Annotated in this window: 13 protein-coding genes; all 13 read left to right on the forward strand. The window is 55.9% G+C overall.

Going from position 1 to position 14,267, the window contains the following annotated elements:
• The first annotated feature begins 95 nt into the window (after positions 1-95).
• Entirely contained in the window at positions 96-488 is a 393-nt protein-coding gene (locus C4318_05545) for a hypothetical protein (protein MER3454608.1), read from the forward strand.
• Positions 485-733: a hypothetical protein gene (locus C4318_05550; GenBank protein ID MER3454609.1), complete on the forward strand. Its 249-nt coding sequence runs from the start codon at positions 485-487 to the stop codon at positions 731-733. The genes C4318_05545 and C4318_05550 overlap by 4 nt, the downstream gene beginning before the upstream one ends.
• A gap of 12 nt (positions 734-745) precedes the next feature.
• Positions 746-1,165: a hypothetical protein gene (locus C4318_05555; protein ID MER3454610.1), complete on the forward strand. Its 420-nt coding sequence runs from the start codon at positions 746-748 to the stop codon at positions 1,163-1,165.
• Between the two features lie 50 nt (positions 1,166-1,215).
• Entirely contained in the window at positions 1,216-3,870 is a 2,655-nt protein-coding gene (locus tag C4318_05560) for an alanine--tRNA ligase (protein MER3454611.1), read from the forward strand.
• Positions 3,867-4,298: a Holliday junction resolvase RuvX gene (locus tag C4318_05565; protein MER3454612.1), complete on the forward strand. Its 432-nt coding sequence runs from the start codon at positions 3,867-3,869 to the stop codon at positions 4,296-4,298. The genes C4318_05560 and C4318_05565 overlap by 4 nt, the downstream gene beginning before the upstream one ends.
• Positions 4,258-5,829, forward strand: coding sequence for an endolytic transglycosylase MltG (mltG, locus tag C4318_05570; protein MER3454613.1), 1,572 nt, complete (start codon positions 4,258-4,260; stop codon positions 5,827-5,829). Before C4318_05565 ends, mltG begins: the two co-directional genes overlap by 41 nt.
• Complete coding sequence (gene aroE, locus C4318_05575) at positions 5,744-6,772, forward strand: shikimate dehydrogenase (protein MER3454614.1); 1,029 nt, start codon at positions 5,744-5,746, stop codon at positions 6,770-6,772. The genes mltG and aroE overlap by 86 nt, the downstream gene beginning before the upstream one ends.
• Before the next feature lie 146 nt (positions 6,773-6,918).
• Positions 6,919-7,344, forward strand: coding sequence for a hypothetical protein (locus tag C4318_05580; GenBank protein ID MER3454615.1), 426 nt, complete (start codon positions 6,919-6,921; stop codon positions 7,342-7,344).
• A gap of 17 nt (positions 7,345-7,361) precedes the next feature.
• Complete coding sequence (locus C4318_05585) at positions 7,362-8,675, forward strand: hypothetical protein (GenBank protein ID MER3454616.1); 1,314 nt, start codon at positions 7,362-7,364, stop codon at positions 8,673-8,675.
• A 3-nt stretch (positions 8,676-8,678) separates the two neighbouring features.
• A complete protein-coding gene (locus tag C4318_05590) occupies positions 8,679-9,266 on the forward strand; it encodes a GTP-binding protein (protein MER3454617.1) in 588 nt (195 codons plus the stop codon).
• Between the two features lie 416 nt (positions 9,267-9,682).
• Entirely contained in the window at positions 9,683-10,630 is a 948-nt protein-coding gene (locus C4318_05595; protein MER3454618.1) for a hypothetical protein, read from the forward strand.
• A 278-nt stretch (positions 10,631-10,908) separates the two neighbouring features.
• Positions 10,909-12,549 carry a type II secretion system protein GspE gene (locus tag C4318_05600; protein MER3454619.1) on the forward strand — a complete coding sequence of 547 codons (1,641 nt, stop codon included), beginning with the start codon at positions 10,909-10,911 and terminating at the stop codon, positions 12,547-12,549.
• A 20-nt stretch (positions 12,550-12,569) separates the two neighbouring features.
• Complete coding sequence (locus C4318_05605; protein MER3454620.1) at positions 12,570-14,228, forward strand: type IV pili twitching motility protein PilT; 1,659 nt, start codon at positions 12,570-12,572, stop codon at positions 14,226-14,228.
• Positions 14,229-14,267: the final 39 nt, after the last annotated feature.

Raw genomic sequence — 14,267 nt, forward strand, 5'->3', positions numbered from 1 at the left:
GACTTCGGTTGTTGTATGGTTTCTCACTGCGATCCTCCGATTGTCTATGTGTTTGGAGGAGTTCGCGAGGGTCGGACTAGGCCAAGGGGGTTGCAATGAGCGCAGAGTCGGCAGCTCTCGTTATAGCCACAGTTTTTCTGGGAATCATATCGGTGGCGTTGCTCTACTTTCTCCGCAGCGCAGTTCTGACTTTCAAGCGACTGCGACAAAGCATACAGAACATAGAAGAGCGTTTGGTCCCTCTGATTGAGGACATGCACATTGTTACCATCGATGCCCACTACGAGCTAGAAAAGATCGACGAGACGGTGTCGCGGTCGAAAAATCTTACCGAGAAGATGGAAGCTGCTGCTGGCGTAGCCAAGGTGGCGGCTGCCACCCCAGTTATCAAAGCTGCAACGCTAGCTGCTGGGGTCCAGGGCACCCTAGAGGCATTAGAGTCGGGCGGCTCAGCCCCCAAAGACTCCCGAAGGCGCAAACGGCGTTGAAGATCTTGAAGAAACTCTTTGTCACGCTCGCGGTGTTCATTTTGGGGTGGATCTGGGGGTTTTTGTCGTTGAGAGCATTGCTGGACCGGGCTAGGAGTTCGGTGAGGCCATCGTCTGTAGTCAAGAAGGCCGCCAATGGTTATGACTCGTTTTCTGAACGCGTCTCCAACGCGATATCGCATGGACGCCACAGGGCTAGGATGCGAGAGGCCGAGCTTAGGCGGCGGTTCGGGTTGGAGTACTGAGGAGCGTTTCTTTTGGTCGGAGCTTTTCTCGATGGCAGAGATCGTCTTATCGGGGCGGCCGATACCAGAAGAAATTGCGGCCTAGCGCGCTGGTCGGGGATCAACTGTTGTGTGGTTGCGGGGCTGCGGCAGACCGAGGCGTTTGCCACTTCGAGCAGGGAGGGCTGCGGTCGTGTGATTGCTGCTCGGCCCCGAAAGGATCCAACCACCGAAATCCTTTCGAAGCATGGCTCAGGGTCGGCGGTGGTACCGGCTATGGCTATGATCGCTTTCCCTGCCGCTGGCCTGCCGCCCTCTGCCCCGCAAATTTCCTTTCTTTTTCCTTTTAACCCGGGCCTTTGGGCCGCTGGGTGTCAGGATTGGAGGCGCCTGCGTGCCGGTCCGGACCGGCTGTCACGTGATCATTATCGGCGCGGCTCGGCTCGATCATAAGTGCGGAATATAAAGAGATGGTTTTCTACGATATGGATGCATGACCCAAGATGACGCCATCACCGCGGTTCGCAGATGAAATCAGGGAGGCGTGGCTTTCCTTTTTCGAGGAGAGGGGCCACAAGCGTGTTGCGTCTTCATCTCTGATTCCGCACGACAAATCCCTTCTTCTAACCACCGCTGGGATGGTTCAGTTCAAGCCCTTCATGCTGGGAGAGGAGAAAGCACCATACAGAAGGGCCACCTCCGTTCAGAAGTGCTTCCGAACTACCGACATCGACCGCATCGGCATAACTGACCGCCATTTCACATTCTTCGAAATGCTCGGCAATTTCAGCTTCGGTGATTACTTCAAAAGAGAAGCACTCCAGTGGGCATGGGAGTTGGTTACTGAGGTGTGGCAACTTCACCCCGACAGACTTTGGGTAACGATCTTCGAAGAAGACGACGAGGCCGAGCAGATCTGGCACGAACTGGTCGGACTCAAACAAGAACGGATCATACGTAGAGGAAAGGCAGATAACTTTTGGGACATGGGAGCTGCGGGCCCTTGCGGCCCATGCTCAGAGATCTACTACGACCGGGGCGATAAGTTCGGAAGTGGAGCTAGCCCTGCCGACGACGAAACTCGCTACGTGGAGATTTGGAATTTGGTCTTTATGGAATTCATTCGGGACGACGCCGCAAACGTGGTAGGTGAGCTCCCTCAAAAGAACATCGACACCGGCGCGGGTTTGGAGCGTGTGGCAATGGTGCTTCAGGGTGCAGACTCTGTTTTCGAGGTCGACACCACGCTTCCGATTCTCAAAGAAGCCCAACGCCTCACGGGAGTGCGCTACCGGTCTTCGGAATCGTCGGATGTTTCCTTGCGAGTGCTCACCGACCACGCACGTGCGTCGGCTTTTCTAATTGCTGATGGAGTTTTTCCCTCGAACGAAGAGCGAGGGTATGTTCTCCGACGCATCATACGGAGGGCTGTGCGTCATGCGCGCCTTTTGGGTGCAGAGGGTGATGTGCTCACGGCTTTGGCTTTGGCGACCGTGGAGGTCCTCGGAGGTGCCTATCCCGAGCTCAAAAAACAGGCCGCTTTGATCGAGCGCGTATGTCGAACCGAGGAGTCTCGCTTCAAAGACACGTTAGCAACTGGTCTCGAGCACCTAGAGCAAGCCCTGGAACGCCTATCCCCAGGGGATGTCCTCTCAGGAGAGGTTGTCTTCAGACTTCATGACACCTACGGCTTTCCTGTGGATCTTACGCGGGAGGTAGCACAGGAGCGGGGAGTCGCTATAGACGAAGAAGGATTCAATGCCCACATGGCTGAGCAACGCCGGAGAGCTCGCCAGGCCAAAAGGGCTCAAGGAAGCGGGGTATCCGAGGAGGCGCTCGGAGTTTTCAAGGAGCACCTGGACCGCTTTGGCCCTACCGCTTTTTCCGGATATGAGAGGTTGGAGGACAGAGCAAAGATTGTGGCCATTGTGCGGGATGGCGAGTCTCTCGAGATGGCGGGTGTTGGAGAAGTAGTCGAGGTTTTGACAGATAAAACTCCTTTTTATGGAGAGGCGGGTGGTCAAGTGGGAGATGTGGGCCGCATAGCTACCGAGACAGGAGAGGCGTCGGTTATCGACACTACCCACCCTCTTTTCGAGCTGACCTCTCACAGAGTACGAGTCGAGAAAGGAGCCCTTTTCAGAGATCAGGGGGCGCACCTGGTTGTGGACGCAGTCAAGCGCCTTCGAACGACACGGCACCACACAGCAACCCACGTCCTACATTGGGCTTTGAGGGAAGTCCTTGGAACCCATGTAAAGCAGGCTGGTTCACTGGTTGCACCTGACAGGCTCAGGTTCGACTTCAGCCACTTTGAGCAAGTGCGGCCAGAGGAACTTTTTCAGGTTGAACAGCTTGCAAACTCGAAAGTCATAGCTGATCAACCAGTGATTACCTTTGAAACCACTAAAGACGAGGCCGAGCGATTGGGAGCGCTCGCGTTTTTTGGAGATAAGTACGGAGAGATCGTAAGGGTTGTCCAGGCAGGCGATTTTAGCCGCGAGCTATGCGGCGGTACGCACGTCCACGCTTTGGGCGAGGTCGGGCCGGTTCTCGTCCTCTCGGAGGGTTCAATCGGATCCAATCTCCGTCGTATAGAGGCAGTGAGCGGAGAAGCGGCCGTAAAGAGGATGCTCTCCGATAGAAGGCTCCTTTCGGGGTCAGCAGCTACGCTCAAGGCCGCGCCGGAGAAGCTGATGGAGCGCGTGGACCAACTGCTTGCAGAGCTAAAAGCTGCGCAGACAGAGACTCGGCGTATGCGGGAGCGCCTGGCCTCCCAGCAAGCAGCGACGATTGCTTCCTCGACTCAAGTAAGCGATGTAAAAGGTGTTCGTTTTGTGGTTTACCACCTAGATGACACAGCCGAGGGGTTGCGTGACACCGCCTTGAGGCTCCGGGACAGCCACGGCATCGACATATCGGTTTTGGGCGGAGTGCATGGGGGGCGGGTTCACCTAGTCGCTGTCTCGTCGAAACGAGCGGTAGAAGCTGGATTACAGGCTGCGCAAATTCTTGCTGGGCCCGCGCGGCTGGTGGGCGGCGGAACGGGCAAAAACCCAGAACTCGCTGTCGGCGGGGGTCCTAACACATCTGCTCTCGGTTCTGCATTGGATGCCGCTCGCAAAGAAATTCTCGATTCTCTTAAGTCAGCTCGGTGAGGGTAATCGGTTTAGATCTAGGAAAGCGCCGATCTGGGATTGCTGTCTCCGATGAATTGGGGGTGTTGGCTCATCCGCATTCAACCGTAGACGACCCAGACCATTTACTTGAAGCCATACGGTCTCTAGCACAAGCGATGGGGGCAGAGTTGGTAGTAGTGGGGCTTCCCATCGGAGCTGGAGGTGGCGACACAGACCAGACCCAATGGGTACGCGAGCGCGCTGCAGAAATCGAGGCTCGACTGGGGCTACGGGTCGTTTTGTGGGACGAGAGGTTCACGACAAAAGAGGCCGAGCGAAGGCTCAGTGAGGTTGGCCGTGGATTCCGAACCACGCGGTACTTGGCAGAGGTCGCTGCGGCAGCCATAATTCTGCAGTCGTATCTAGATGCAACTCGAGAGGGCGGAAGATCTGGAAGACCGACCTAGAAAACCCAAAGAGCAAAGCAGAGCGCGCCGACCTTCGGAACGAGCGATTCGAGAACTGAATCGGCGAGCAGATCCGAGCTGCGCCAGTTTTTCCGGAGCCAAGTACAGCCCCCTACCTTACTCTGCCTCGGAGAGCCCAGTTACCGACGGCGGCCATCCGCTCGCCCGCCATGGTGCAGAAGTCCCAGCGGCCGTTCGACGGGTTTTTTCAGTCCCAAGTCGTGAGAGTGGGAGAGAGTTGCTCAACGGGGCTGAGGTAGGTATGCGCTCTTCGTCGAAACCTGCAATGCTGAATTATGGTAGGAACAGTGGGGACATGTCGGTCGAGCCGTTTCCTGTCAGGACGGAAGTGGTAGCCAAAGAAGTAGCAGGGACTACTGCTTCGCCCGTTGCTAACGGAAGCTTTACATCGAAGGAATATAAGAGAACTGCACAAACCACCGAGGCGATACCTTCCCGAGCGAGCCGCGACCATTTCCAAACTCCCCGTGTGTCCGTCGAGTTACCTAGGCATAGAAGCCTCAAAGCCCTGATAGCAATCCTGGCTGCTTTGTTCGTGATAGTTGGTAGTACGGCCTTGGCCGGGACCTATCTAGTCAAACTCGCAGCCGGAGGCTCGTCCCCTGGGCACGGAGAGGTCGTCTTCACAGTAGCCGATGGCCAAAGCCTCTCCGAGATTTCTGAGAGTCTGGAGAAAGAGGGCATTATCTCATCGTCGACTTCGTTTTTACTTTATTTGCGTCTGAGCCGAAAGTCTCCTGTGGTAAGAGCAGGTGAGTACCGGATGCGCTACGGCATGGGAGCCGAGGCGGTATTGGCCGTCTTCGAAGCCGGCCCTCAGGTTCGGTACAAAGACCTCACATTTGTGCCTGGTCTAACGGTACGACAACAAGCTTCCAGGGTAGAGTCCGATCTCGGGCTTTCTGGAGAGAAGTTTGCTTACGCGTTGAACTCGAACGTTGATCTAGCCGGCTTTCCCGATGCTCCTAATGCCGAAGGGCTTTGCTTTCCCGACACCTATCGGGTGGATGCCAATACCAAAGAGCCAGACCTTGCCTCCAGGTGCCTTCGGCACTTCGACGACGTTTTCTCAGCATTGGATAAGTCCAGACTTTCCTCACTGGGGGTGACGAAGTACCAAATCGTCATCGTGGCTTCGCTAATCGAGCGGGAGGCAAAATTAGATTCGGAGAGACCACTAATCGCTAGTGTCATCTACAATCGGCTCCGCCGGGGGATGAAACTAGACATAGATGCAACTGTTCTTTACGCAATGGGTGAGCACAAAGAGCGTTTAACTTACAAGGATTTGGAGATCGATTCGCCCTACAACACCTACAAAAATCCGGGCCTTCCGCCTACGCCGATCGCTACCCCCTCCAGAGCGGCACTCGAGGGAGCGCTCAACCCTGCCAACACTGATTACCTGTACTACGTCTTGACCGATCCATCGGGGGTGCACGCTTTTACCTCGAGCGCATCCGAGTTCGAGCGCCTCAAGGCGGACGCCATATCTCGTGGCGTTTTCTGACCGTCAAAACACATTCAAACGGTCGGCGCCTGAAAGGGTGCTCGGCATCATTGGTTACCCACTAGAACACACCTTGTCTCCTGCCATGCATAACGCTGCATTTGCGGTCTCGGGTCTTGACTGGGTTTACGCTGCTTTCAGGGTTCCTCCCGGCTCTGCTTCAGCGGCAGTGGAGGCAATGAGAGTTTTAGGACTCGGTGGGCTGTCCGTAACAATTCCTCACAAGGAAGAGGTGCTATCTGCATTGGACGTTCTCGAGCCCGAGGCGCAAGCGATCGGGGCAGTCAACACAGTTTTCTGGACACCGGATCGAGACCAGCTGGTGGGGGCCAACACCGATGTAGAAGGATTCGAGAAAGGTCTAAAGACTGCCCTGGGAATCAACCTTGAGGGACGGAGCGTGGTAATAATTGGAGCCGGAGGTTCCGCTCGGGCCGTACTTTGGGCGGCCGTTACCCGAGGTGCCCGACACATCACTGTTCTTGCTCGAACGCCTTCTCGGGCCTCGCGAATGGTGCGCAGAATTTGCGAGTCTGCGTTCGCGATGTTACCTTCCCGGACCCCGCCGCCAATCGAGATCTGTTCTATGGACGGCTCGTTGATTGAGGAAGCATTGAGCAATGCTGACTTGATGGTGAACGCAACGCCTCTCGGATCGGACGGCACCTCCCTCCCGGTGCCAGAAAGCGCAATTCACGACCGACTTTACGTCTTTGACTTGGTATATTTCCCCTCTAAAACCCCACTCGTACAGGCTGGGATACGTCGAGGTGCCGGTGCGGCTGGCGGACTGGAGATGCTAATTCTCCAAGGCGCTCGGCAATTCGAGATTTGGACTGGGCGGCCTGCTCCCGTCAGCGCAATGAAAAGAGCAGCAGAGGAGTCGCTCCGAGCGAGCCTTCAGATTCGCACTTCGACTGCCGAGATAGATCGATTGGAGTAAGCTTTTTCTCGAGATAGCGATTGAGAGCTACCGATCGGACTTCGTCCAACCTGATGGTGGGTGGAGAATCCGGCGCCAGCACGCTCGCCAGCGGCGAATGAATCGCCGGATGATGTGTTAGTCGAGTCCAACTTTTGGGAGGGCATATGATAAGTAGGGCCGAGCAACTTGCCATGGCCCTTGACGAGTTCGTTCAGTCAAGCCCGGAAGTTGAGGCGGCTGCTATTGTGTCGATGGACGGACTTCCAATGGCTTCGGCATTGCCGCCAGAGATCGAAGAAGACCGTTTAGGCGCCATGGCCGCTGCCCTTCTGTCATTGGGCGAGAAGGCTGCCGAGGGCCTCGGCAGGGGAGACTTGGCACAGATTTTTGTAGAGGGTGAATACGGGTTCGTGTTTCTGATGGCTGCGGGTGAGACCTCTGTACTTACGGCCATCACGAGGCCTTCGGGAAAAATAGGCCTTATCCTATATGAGATGCGTCACACTGCAGCGAGGATCGCGAGCATACTTGAGCAGCCATCTGTCGTTCAGATGCCAGGAATCAGAAGCACTGCCGAGCAACTTGGCTAAAGAAAGGCGGGGAAGGAATGGCACTTCAGGGAAGCCTGGATGATTTTGCCCTAGACGCCGTTTTTGATCTAGTAGCGAGAGCGCAGAACAGCGGGGCTCTTCACTTGAGAGGAGCCGGTAAAAAGGGTCGTGGGGCGGTCTACTTTCAAAAGGGAGAGATTTACTACGCCTACTCCAAGGGCAGTGACAATCTCGGTAATGCTTTGGTCAGGTCTGGTCTCGTTACGGCAAACGACTGGAAAGCTGCGACAGCACAGGCGGGCGCCAAGCGTTCTATCGGTGAAATCCTGATTAGCAAGGGCGTAGATCGCACTAGGCTCGAGGACTTTCTTCGCGAGCGGATAGAAGAGGCAGTCTTCGATTTGTTCCGATGGGAGCAGGGTCGCTTCGATTTTCGCAAGGGGGAGACACACGCTATAGGTCCTGTAGTGACCCTCGAAGTAGATCCCCTTATTCAAGAAGCGCAACGCAAACTTGACGAGTGGGAAACTATCAAAGAAGCGATTCCTTCTGTCGAGGTCATCGTCCGTTTGGTGCGCGACCTCCCGGAGGAACAACTCGAGGTCAACCTCACGCGGGAGGACTGGCGCGTCATCGCTTGCATAGATGGACAACGGCGGGTGGTGGACGTCGCCGAAGCCTTGGGTGAGGGCGAGTTCAAGGTGTGTCAAGTGCTCCACAATTTGGTGACAGGTGGATTGGTCGAGGTTATTGAATCCGCTGCTAGCGAAGAAGAGTACGGAGAAGAGGAAGTAGAAGAACTCGAAGCAGAAGAGGCCGAGGAGTACGAGGAAGAAGAGGAGTACGAAGAAGAGGAGGAGGAGGAAGAAGAAGAGGAAGAGGGGATTGCGCTCGAAGGTATTTCGCTGAAGGAAGCGGCCGAGGCGCTCACGGTCGAAGAAAGCTCCGAGGAGAGCTTTGTTGGGGCTGGGTCGGCTTTCGAATCACTGAAGGCCGACACTGCAAACGACGATGGGAGCAGCCTCTTAGATGACCTTCTGGGCTTTGGTGACGAAGGGCGCCGAGGTGCATCCCCGCAGGCGTCTGCTTCTGGGAGTGGTCCGAGGAGGAGGCTCGATACCGGGGCCATCGCGGAGGAGTTCAGTCAACTTTGGTCTGGAGAGGATGCCCCCTCTGGTGGTGGTCCCCGAAACGAAGCACCCAAGTCCCCCAGACTGCGCTCGAGAGCTAGAGGCGGTGCCGAGCCTGCTATCGAGGTGCCCGAGGAGCTAGAGTCGGATCAGAGCGAGAATGCTCAGCCAGGCATCAAATCTGCTGGGGTAAACAAAGCTTTGATTATGCGCCTTATCCACGGGGTGCGGGAGTTGTAGGAAATGTCACGGAGCACCGGTGGAGCCACCTCCGTCAAGGTGGTGGTCACCGGGCCCTTTGCGGCCGGCAAGACTACCTTTATCAGTACTCTCTCAGAGGTTCCTCTTTTCTCGACTGAGAAGCCTGTGACGGACGAGTCTCGGTCGGTGAAGTCAATGACCACTGTGTCGATGGACTTCGGCAAGATCACTTTCGACTTTGACGAGGGCGACATAGTCCTCTACCTCTTTGGGACTCCAGGGCAAGAACGTTTCGATTTCATGTGGGATGTTCTGGCCCGCGGAATGTTGGGCTTTGTGGTACTCGTCGATGTGACACGCGAGAACACGTACCCGGAGGCGAAGAAGATTGTCAAGTACTTCACCGAGCTCTCCGACGTTCCCTATGTAATAGGTGCAAATCGAGCAACGGGAAATGCCAAGGCAGTATCGCGTTTGAAGAAGAAGCTGGGCGTAAGTGACGACATTCCAGTTGTACCCTGCGAGGTGGTTAGCCGCCAAAGCGCAAAAGAGGTTCTTCTTGCGCTCCTTTATAGGGTGAGCGAGTTGTTGGATCGACAGCGGGCGATAGGGGCGTCGTCACCTCGGTAGAGTGGACAAACTCGGGCACCGAGCAGTTTAGTCACTGTAGCGCTGGCGTCCATGGCTCTCAAGCTCGGAGATACAGTCGCTTCCGTATCGATGTGATAGGAACGAGGAGGGCGGCGGGCACGTTGGAAAGTAATACCTATGGTCAAACTCCTGACGAACACTCAGAAGGAGTGCCACAACGCCGGCACGTCCAGCCTGGCCGAGGACTCCAAAGGGGCGCTGGACGAATCCGATCGAGTCTGAGAAAGCTGTTCGGTCGCCGCGAGCGTGCCCAACATGCTGTTGAGGACGAATGGTACATTCCCCCCGAGTACCAAACTAGTTGGCAAGGACCGTCCGCCGAGATTCTCTCCGAGCCAGATACCCATTTGCATTCTCCAAGTCAATGGATCCTTCCCTCTCCGACCGAGGAGTCTTTGAGGAGAGCAGAAGAGAGGGGATTTGTAACGGCTGCAGGACTCTCGAGTCGGAGCGGGATCTCTAGCGAAGAGCCGTATCGTCTATCGCAACCGGTCATTGATGAAACTGAGATTTCCCAGCCTCGCTTCGTCTCCAAAGAGCCCGAGTCGTCGGCCGGCCTTCCCGAGTGGGTGATATCTGAATACGTCGAGAGCGAGGCAGCAATACCGTCGGCTCCTAAGGTTCTACCTCCCCAAACCGAGCCAGATGATAAAGGGGTTTCCGGTGGCGTGCCCTCTCCAAAAGAGGGTGGGGACGCAAGCTTTACGATCGTCGAGCACAGCACCGAGCCGATAGGAGGCTACCTAGCCGACCTGGGCTTAGAGCAGGGCCAACGACGGCCGGTGGCCGAACAGCCGCCTCCAGCCCCCGATGAGTATCGCTTTTCGAAACAACCCGACAGAGATACTTTGGAGGCGGTCTACCTACCCGCGGCTCCCCCCGAGCCGCTCCCGGGAACGGAGGATGCCTTCGGCTCCGTGGAACAGCCTGCTCCCCCGGAGCCTCCGCCCCCGCCTCCTATAGCCGTGGCGAAGTCCACAGGCTCATTCGAGGCAGTCGATGAAAAAAAACCCACCCAACCTTCAGCACTGAGCGCCTCGAGCGCAGGCAAAGACAGAGCTGCGTCGGGTGGAAGAATTGGTCAAAAGTTGCACGGACCTCCGGCGTTTGCAGCGGAACCAGATATACGCCATGTAGTCCTTGGATTCAAGGATGGGACGGCCGTTTTCTTGGAGCCTGAGCATCCCCTCTTTTCGTTGTTCTTCCAATGGAGCGAGCTGGTAGCCGGCCCCGAGACGCCACCCAAGGCCTACGCAAGGAGGCAGGCTCAGCACAAGATTTATCTGGGCAAGCCGCCGAGGGGAAAGCCCAAAAAATCTATGAAGAAAAAGGCGGGTGGTTGAAGGATTCTGCATCCGTGCTCGGGCGCTGTGGGGGGCTTCTTTGAAATCATGGACTCTATTCAAGGATCGGAATCCACACCTGAAGTTGATGGCTAGAACATCCGATACTTATTCGCGACCACGCTCGCTAACTCGACGGGTGCGACAGGACGAGTCGCCCTGTTTTCTGGGAGGCATGCAATTACGAGCTGGCTCATTTGGGGCGCGGTTAATCTGGGTGGGTAGAAAGGTGCCGGAGGAGTCGATTCGTGGCAGAAGAAGATGTCACTAGCTTCGGGATGCTTCTTGTCGAAGAGGGAATAATAGACGAGTCTCAGCTCGACGAAGTTTTGGCTGAGTACGAGGAGACAGGAAAACCTATCGGCCGCATCCTGATCGAAAAGGGGTTTCTTACCGAGGAAGACCTTCTGGCGGTTCTCGCCGATCAAGCAGGATTTGAGTTCGTAGACCTGAGTGAACACCCTGTAGATCCATCCGCAGCTGCCTTGATCCCTGACTCAATTTGCCGTCGTTATGGCCTTATCGCTATCGGATTCAACGGCGACAAGCTGGTTGTCGCCATGTCCGATCCTCAAAACGTCATTGCCCGCGATGACGTGAAGTCTATTTCCGGCAGAGACATCGAGATTGTTGTAGCCGCGCCCGGGGCAATTCTCGAGGCTTTGGACCGGATCTCGAGACTCGACACGGACATTGAGGCCTTCGCTGGCGAGCAAGAAGTTGAAGAAGATCTTTCGAAGCTGAAGGAGATAAGCGAGGACGCCCCCGCCGTCCGCTTCGTCAACATGGTGATTTCCCAGGCTGTCCAAGACAGGGCATCCGACATTCATGTCGAACCGCAAAACCGTGACGTGGTCATCCGGTATCGCATAGATGGCGTCCTTAAAGAACACATGAGAAGCGGCAAGTCAATCCATCCAGCCATCATCAGCCGCTTGAAAATAATGGCGGACATGGATATCGCAGAGCACCGAATCCCCCAGGACGGACGCATTTCTATGAAGATTATGGGCCGAGAGATAGACATGCGCTGTTCGTGTGTGCCCACAGTGTGGGGGGAAAAGTTCGTGATGCGAATTCTTGACAAGCAAGCGGGCATTGTTTCTCTCGACAAGCTAGGTCTGCTTGAAGAAAATGCACGCAAGCTCCAGGCCGCTTATACAAAACCGTACGGGGCGATCTTTTGCTCGGGACCTACGGGCTCGGGAAAGACGACGACTTTGTACTCGATCCTCAAGGTGATCGCTTCTCCTGATAAAAACACGGTCACTGTCGAGGACCCTGTCGAGTACAAGATTCCAGGCTTGAACCAGGTTCAAGTGAACGCGAAGGCCGGGCTTACGTTCGCCAATGCGCTGAGAGGAATCGTACGAGGTGACCCCGACATCATCATGGTGGGCGAGATCCGAGACTTGGAGACCGCTCACATCGCCGTAGAGTCGGCTTTGACCGGCCACCTAGTGCTTTCGAGTATCCACACCAACGACGCGCCCTCTACCCCTGCTCGGCTCGTCGAGATGGGAGTGGAGCCCTACTTGGTAGGGTCGGCGCTGGACTGCGTGGTCTCCCAGCGCCTTGCCCGGCGCTTGTGCGAGCGCTGTAAGGAGCCGTACCAGCCGACCGAAGAGATGCTGGTTAACATAGGTTGGCCCCTCGAGGAGGAGCGGGAATTGCCCGTGCTCTATAAAGCGGTCGGATGCGGACACTGTTCGAAGACTGGATACAGAGGGCGAATTGCTCTCCATGAGATCATGTTAGTTACCGAAGAAATTGAGAGAATGGTTGTCGAGCGCAGGACTTCCGAGGAGATTAAGAAAGTCGCAGTGATGGAGGGGATGAAGCCCCTCCGACTCGACGGATTGGCCAAAGTACGGATGGGCATAACCACTCTTGACGAGGTCATGAGGGTAGTGGTCTAGAGTCGATGCGGTGATGAGAGATGGCAACTACAGCGGATAGACTCGGTCACTTCTTAGTGGAGAAGGGATTTATAAGCCCCGAGGAGCTTGCCGATGCTACGGCAAGAGCTCAGGCATCGAACACCCCCCTTCCTAGACTTCTTTTGCATGAAGGAAGACTCACCGAAAAGCAGCTTCTAATGGCAGTAGCTGCCCAAAACGGTATGCGTTTTTTCGACTTTGCTGCCGAGCCCATGCACCCCGAGGCAGTGGGAATGGTCCCGCCGGAGATATGCCACCGCTTCAACGTGATAGGTGTGGGCATAGAAGGCCAAAACCTTGTGCTGGCGATGGCGGATCCAAAGAACTCCGATGCTATTCAGGCTGTCCAACAAGCGACGGGCTGGATGGTGACCCCATGTCTCGCTGACAAAAACGAGGTCAATGCCGCCATAAAGCAGGTTCATGGAGGTATACCGCCTGGCGGTGTAGATGGACGGCCCGGTGCTGGGGGAACCTCCGGACGCCTCATGACCGGAGACGTCAAGCTCGGTGGAGCAGATGATCGACTGATGGAAGCCGCCCGGGCGGTAAAAGAAGAAGCTCCACCCGTCCAGGTGCAGCGAAGCGCAGAGGACATTCACGTCAACGAGTTGTTGGAGATCGTTTTAGAGAGAGGCGCATCGGACTTGCACCTCACGGTTGGCGCTCATCCGACCGTGAGGATCCACGGCGACCTCCATCCGCTTACCGAGTTCCCGATTCTCAAGCCAGGCCCGCTGCGCAAGATGATCTACGCTATACTCACGCAAAAACAGCGCGAGAAGCTTGAGTCTGAGCTGGAACTGGACATGTCGCATCCCCTGCCGGGGAAAGCCCGTTTTCGTGTCAACGTCTTTTTCCAAAGGGACTCGATCGGCGCTGTGATGCGAGTCATACCGATGAACATTTTGCCCTTGGAGAAACTCGGGCTTCCGCCAGTGTTGACGAGCTTCGCGTATCTACCGAGAGGACTCATACTCGTAACCGGACCCACCGGCTCCGGAAAGTCAACCACTCTCGCTTCAATCATCGACATCGTCAACCGAGAGCGTCCCGTCCACATCATGACTGTAGAAGATCCCATCGAGTTTCTTCACACCCACAAAAGGGCACTCGTAAACCAAAGAGAGGTCGGTGAGGACACACATAGCTTTGCTAGCGCTTTGAAGCGGGTACTACGCCAGGATCCAGACGTGATTCTGGTCGGCGAGATGCGCGATCTCGAAACGATTGCCACAGCCATAACTGCGGCCGAGACAGGCCACTTGGTCTTTGGAACTTTGCATACACAAGATGCTCCTCAATCGATTGACCGCATAATCGACGTGTTCCCGCCCCATCAGCAGCAACAAGTCAGGGTTCAGCTAGCCTCCTCGCTTCAGGCGGTTTGTACCCAGCAGCTTCTTCAGACAGCCGATGGAAAGGGGAGAGTCGTAGCTTGCGAGGTCTTGATTTGTACGCCGGCGGTGCGAAACTTGATAAGAGAGGGCAAGACTCACCAGATCTACTCCGTCATGCAGGCCGGCGGGCGCTTTGGCATGCAGACTATGGACCAGTCGCTGGCGGATCTAGTAAAAGCTGGTCGTATAAGCCTAGACATGGCGCGAGAGCGGTGTGCAAACGAAGAAGATCTCATGAGGCTGTTGGGAAGGATCTAAAGGATCTAATGGGTACCGGGCGGAGCTTATTATCTGTAG

It is taken from the genome of Acidimicrobiia bacterium (genome assembly GCA_040289475.1).
GTDB lineage: Bacteria > Actinomycetota > Acidimicrobiia > ATN3 > PSLF01 > PSLF01.

What these genes read in the sequence shown, in the direction of transcription:
- C4318_05545 (MER3454608.1), top strand. Translation starts at nt 96, where the DNA reads ATGAGCGCAGAGTCGGCAGCTCTCGTTATAGCCACAGTTTTTCTGGGA.
- C4318_05560 (MER3454611.1), top strand. Translation starts at nt 1,216, where the DNA reads ATGACGCCATCACCGCGGTTCGCAGATGAAATCAGGGAGGCGTGGCTT.
- mltG (MER3454613.1), top strand. Translation starts at nt 4,258, where the DNA reads ATGCAACTCGAGAGGGCGGAAGATCTGGAAGACCGACCTAGAAAACCC.
- C4318_05580 (MER3454615.1), top strand. Translation starts at nt 6,919, where the DNA reads ATGATAAGTAGGGCCGAGCAACTTGCCATGGCCCTTGACGAGTTCGTT.
- C4318_05585 (MER3454616.1), top strand. Translation starts at nt 7,362, where the DNA reads ATGGCACTTCAGGGAAGCCTGGATGATTTTGCCCTAGACGCCGTTTTT.
- C4318_05590 (MER3454617.1), top strand. Translation starts at nt 8,679, where the DNA reads ATGTCACGGAGCACCGGTGGAGCCACCTCCGTCAAGGTGGTGGTCACC.
- C4318_05600 (MER3454619.1), top strand. Translation starts at nt 10,909, where the DNA reads ATGCTTCTTGTCGAAGAGGGAATAATAGACGAGTCTCAGCTCGACGAA.
- C4318_05605 (MER3454620.1), top strand. Translation starts at nt 12,570, where the DNA reads ATGGCAACTACAGCGGATAGACTCGGTCACTTCTTAGTGGAGAAGGGA.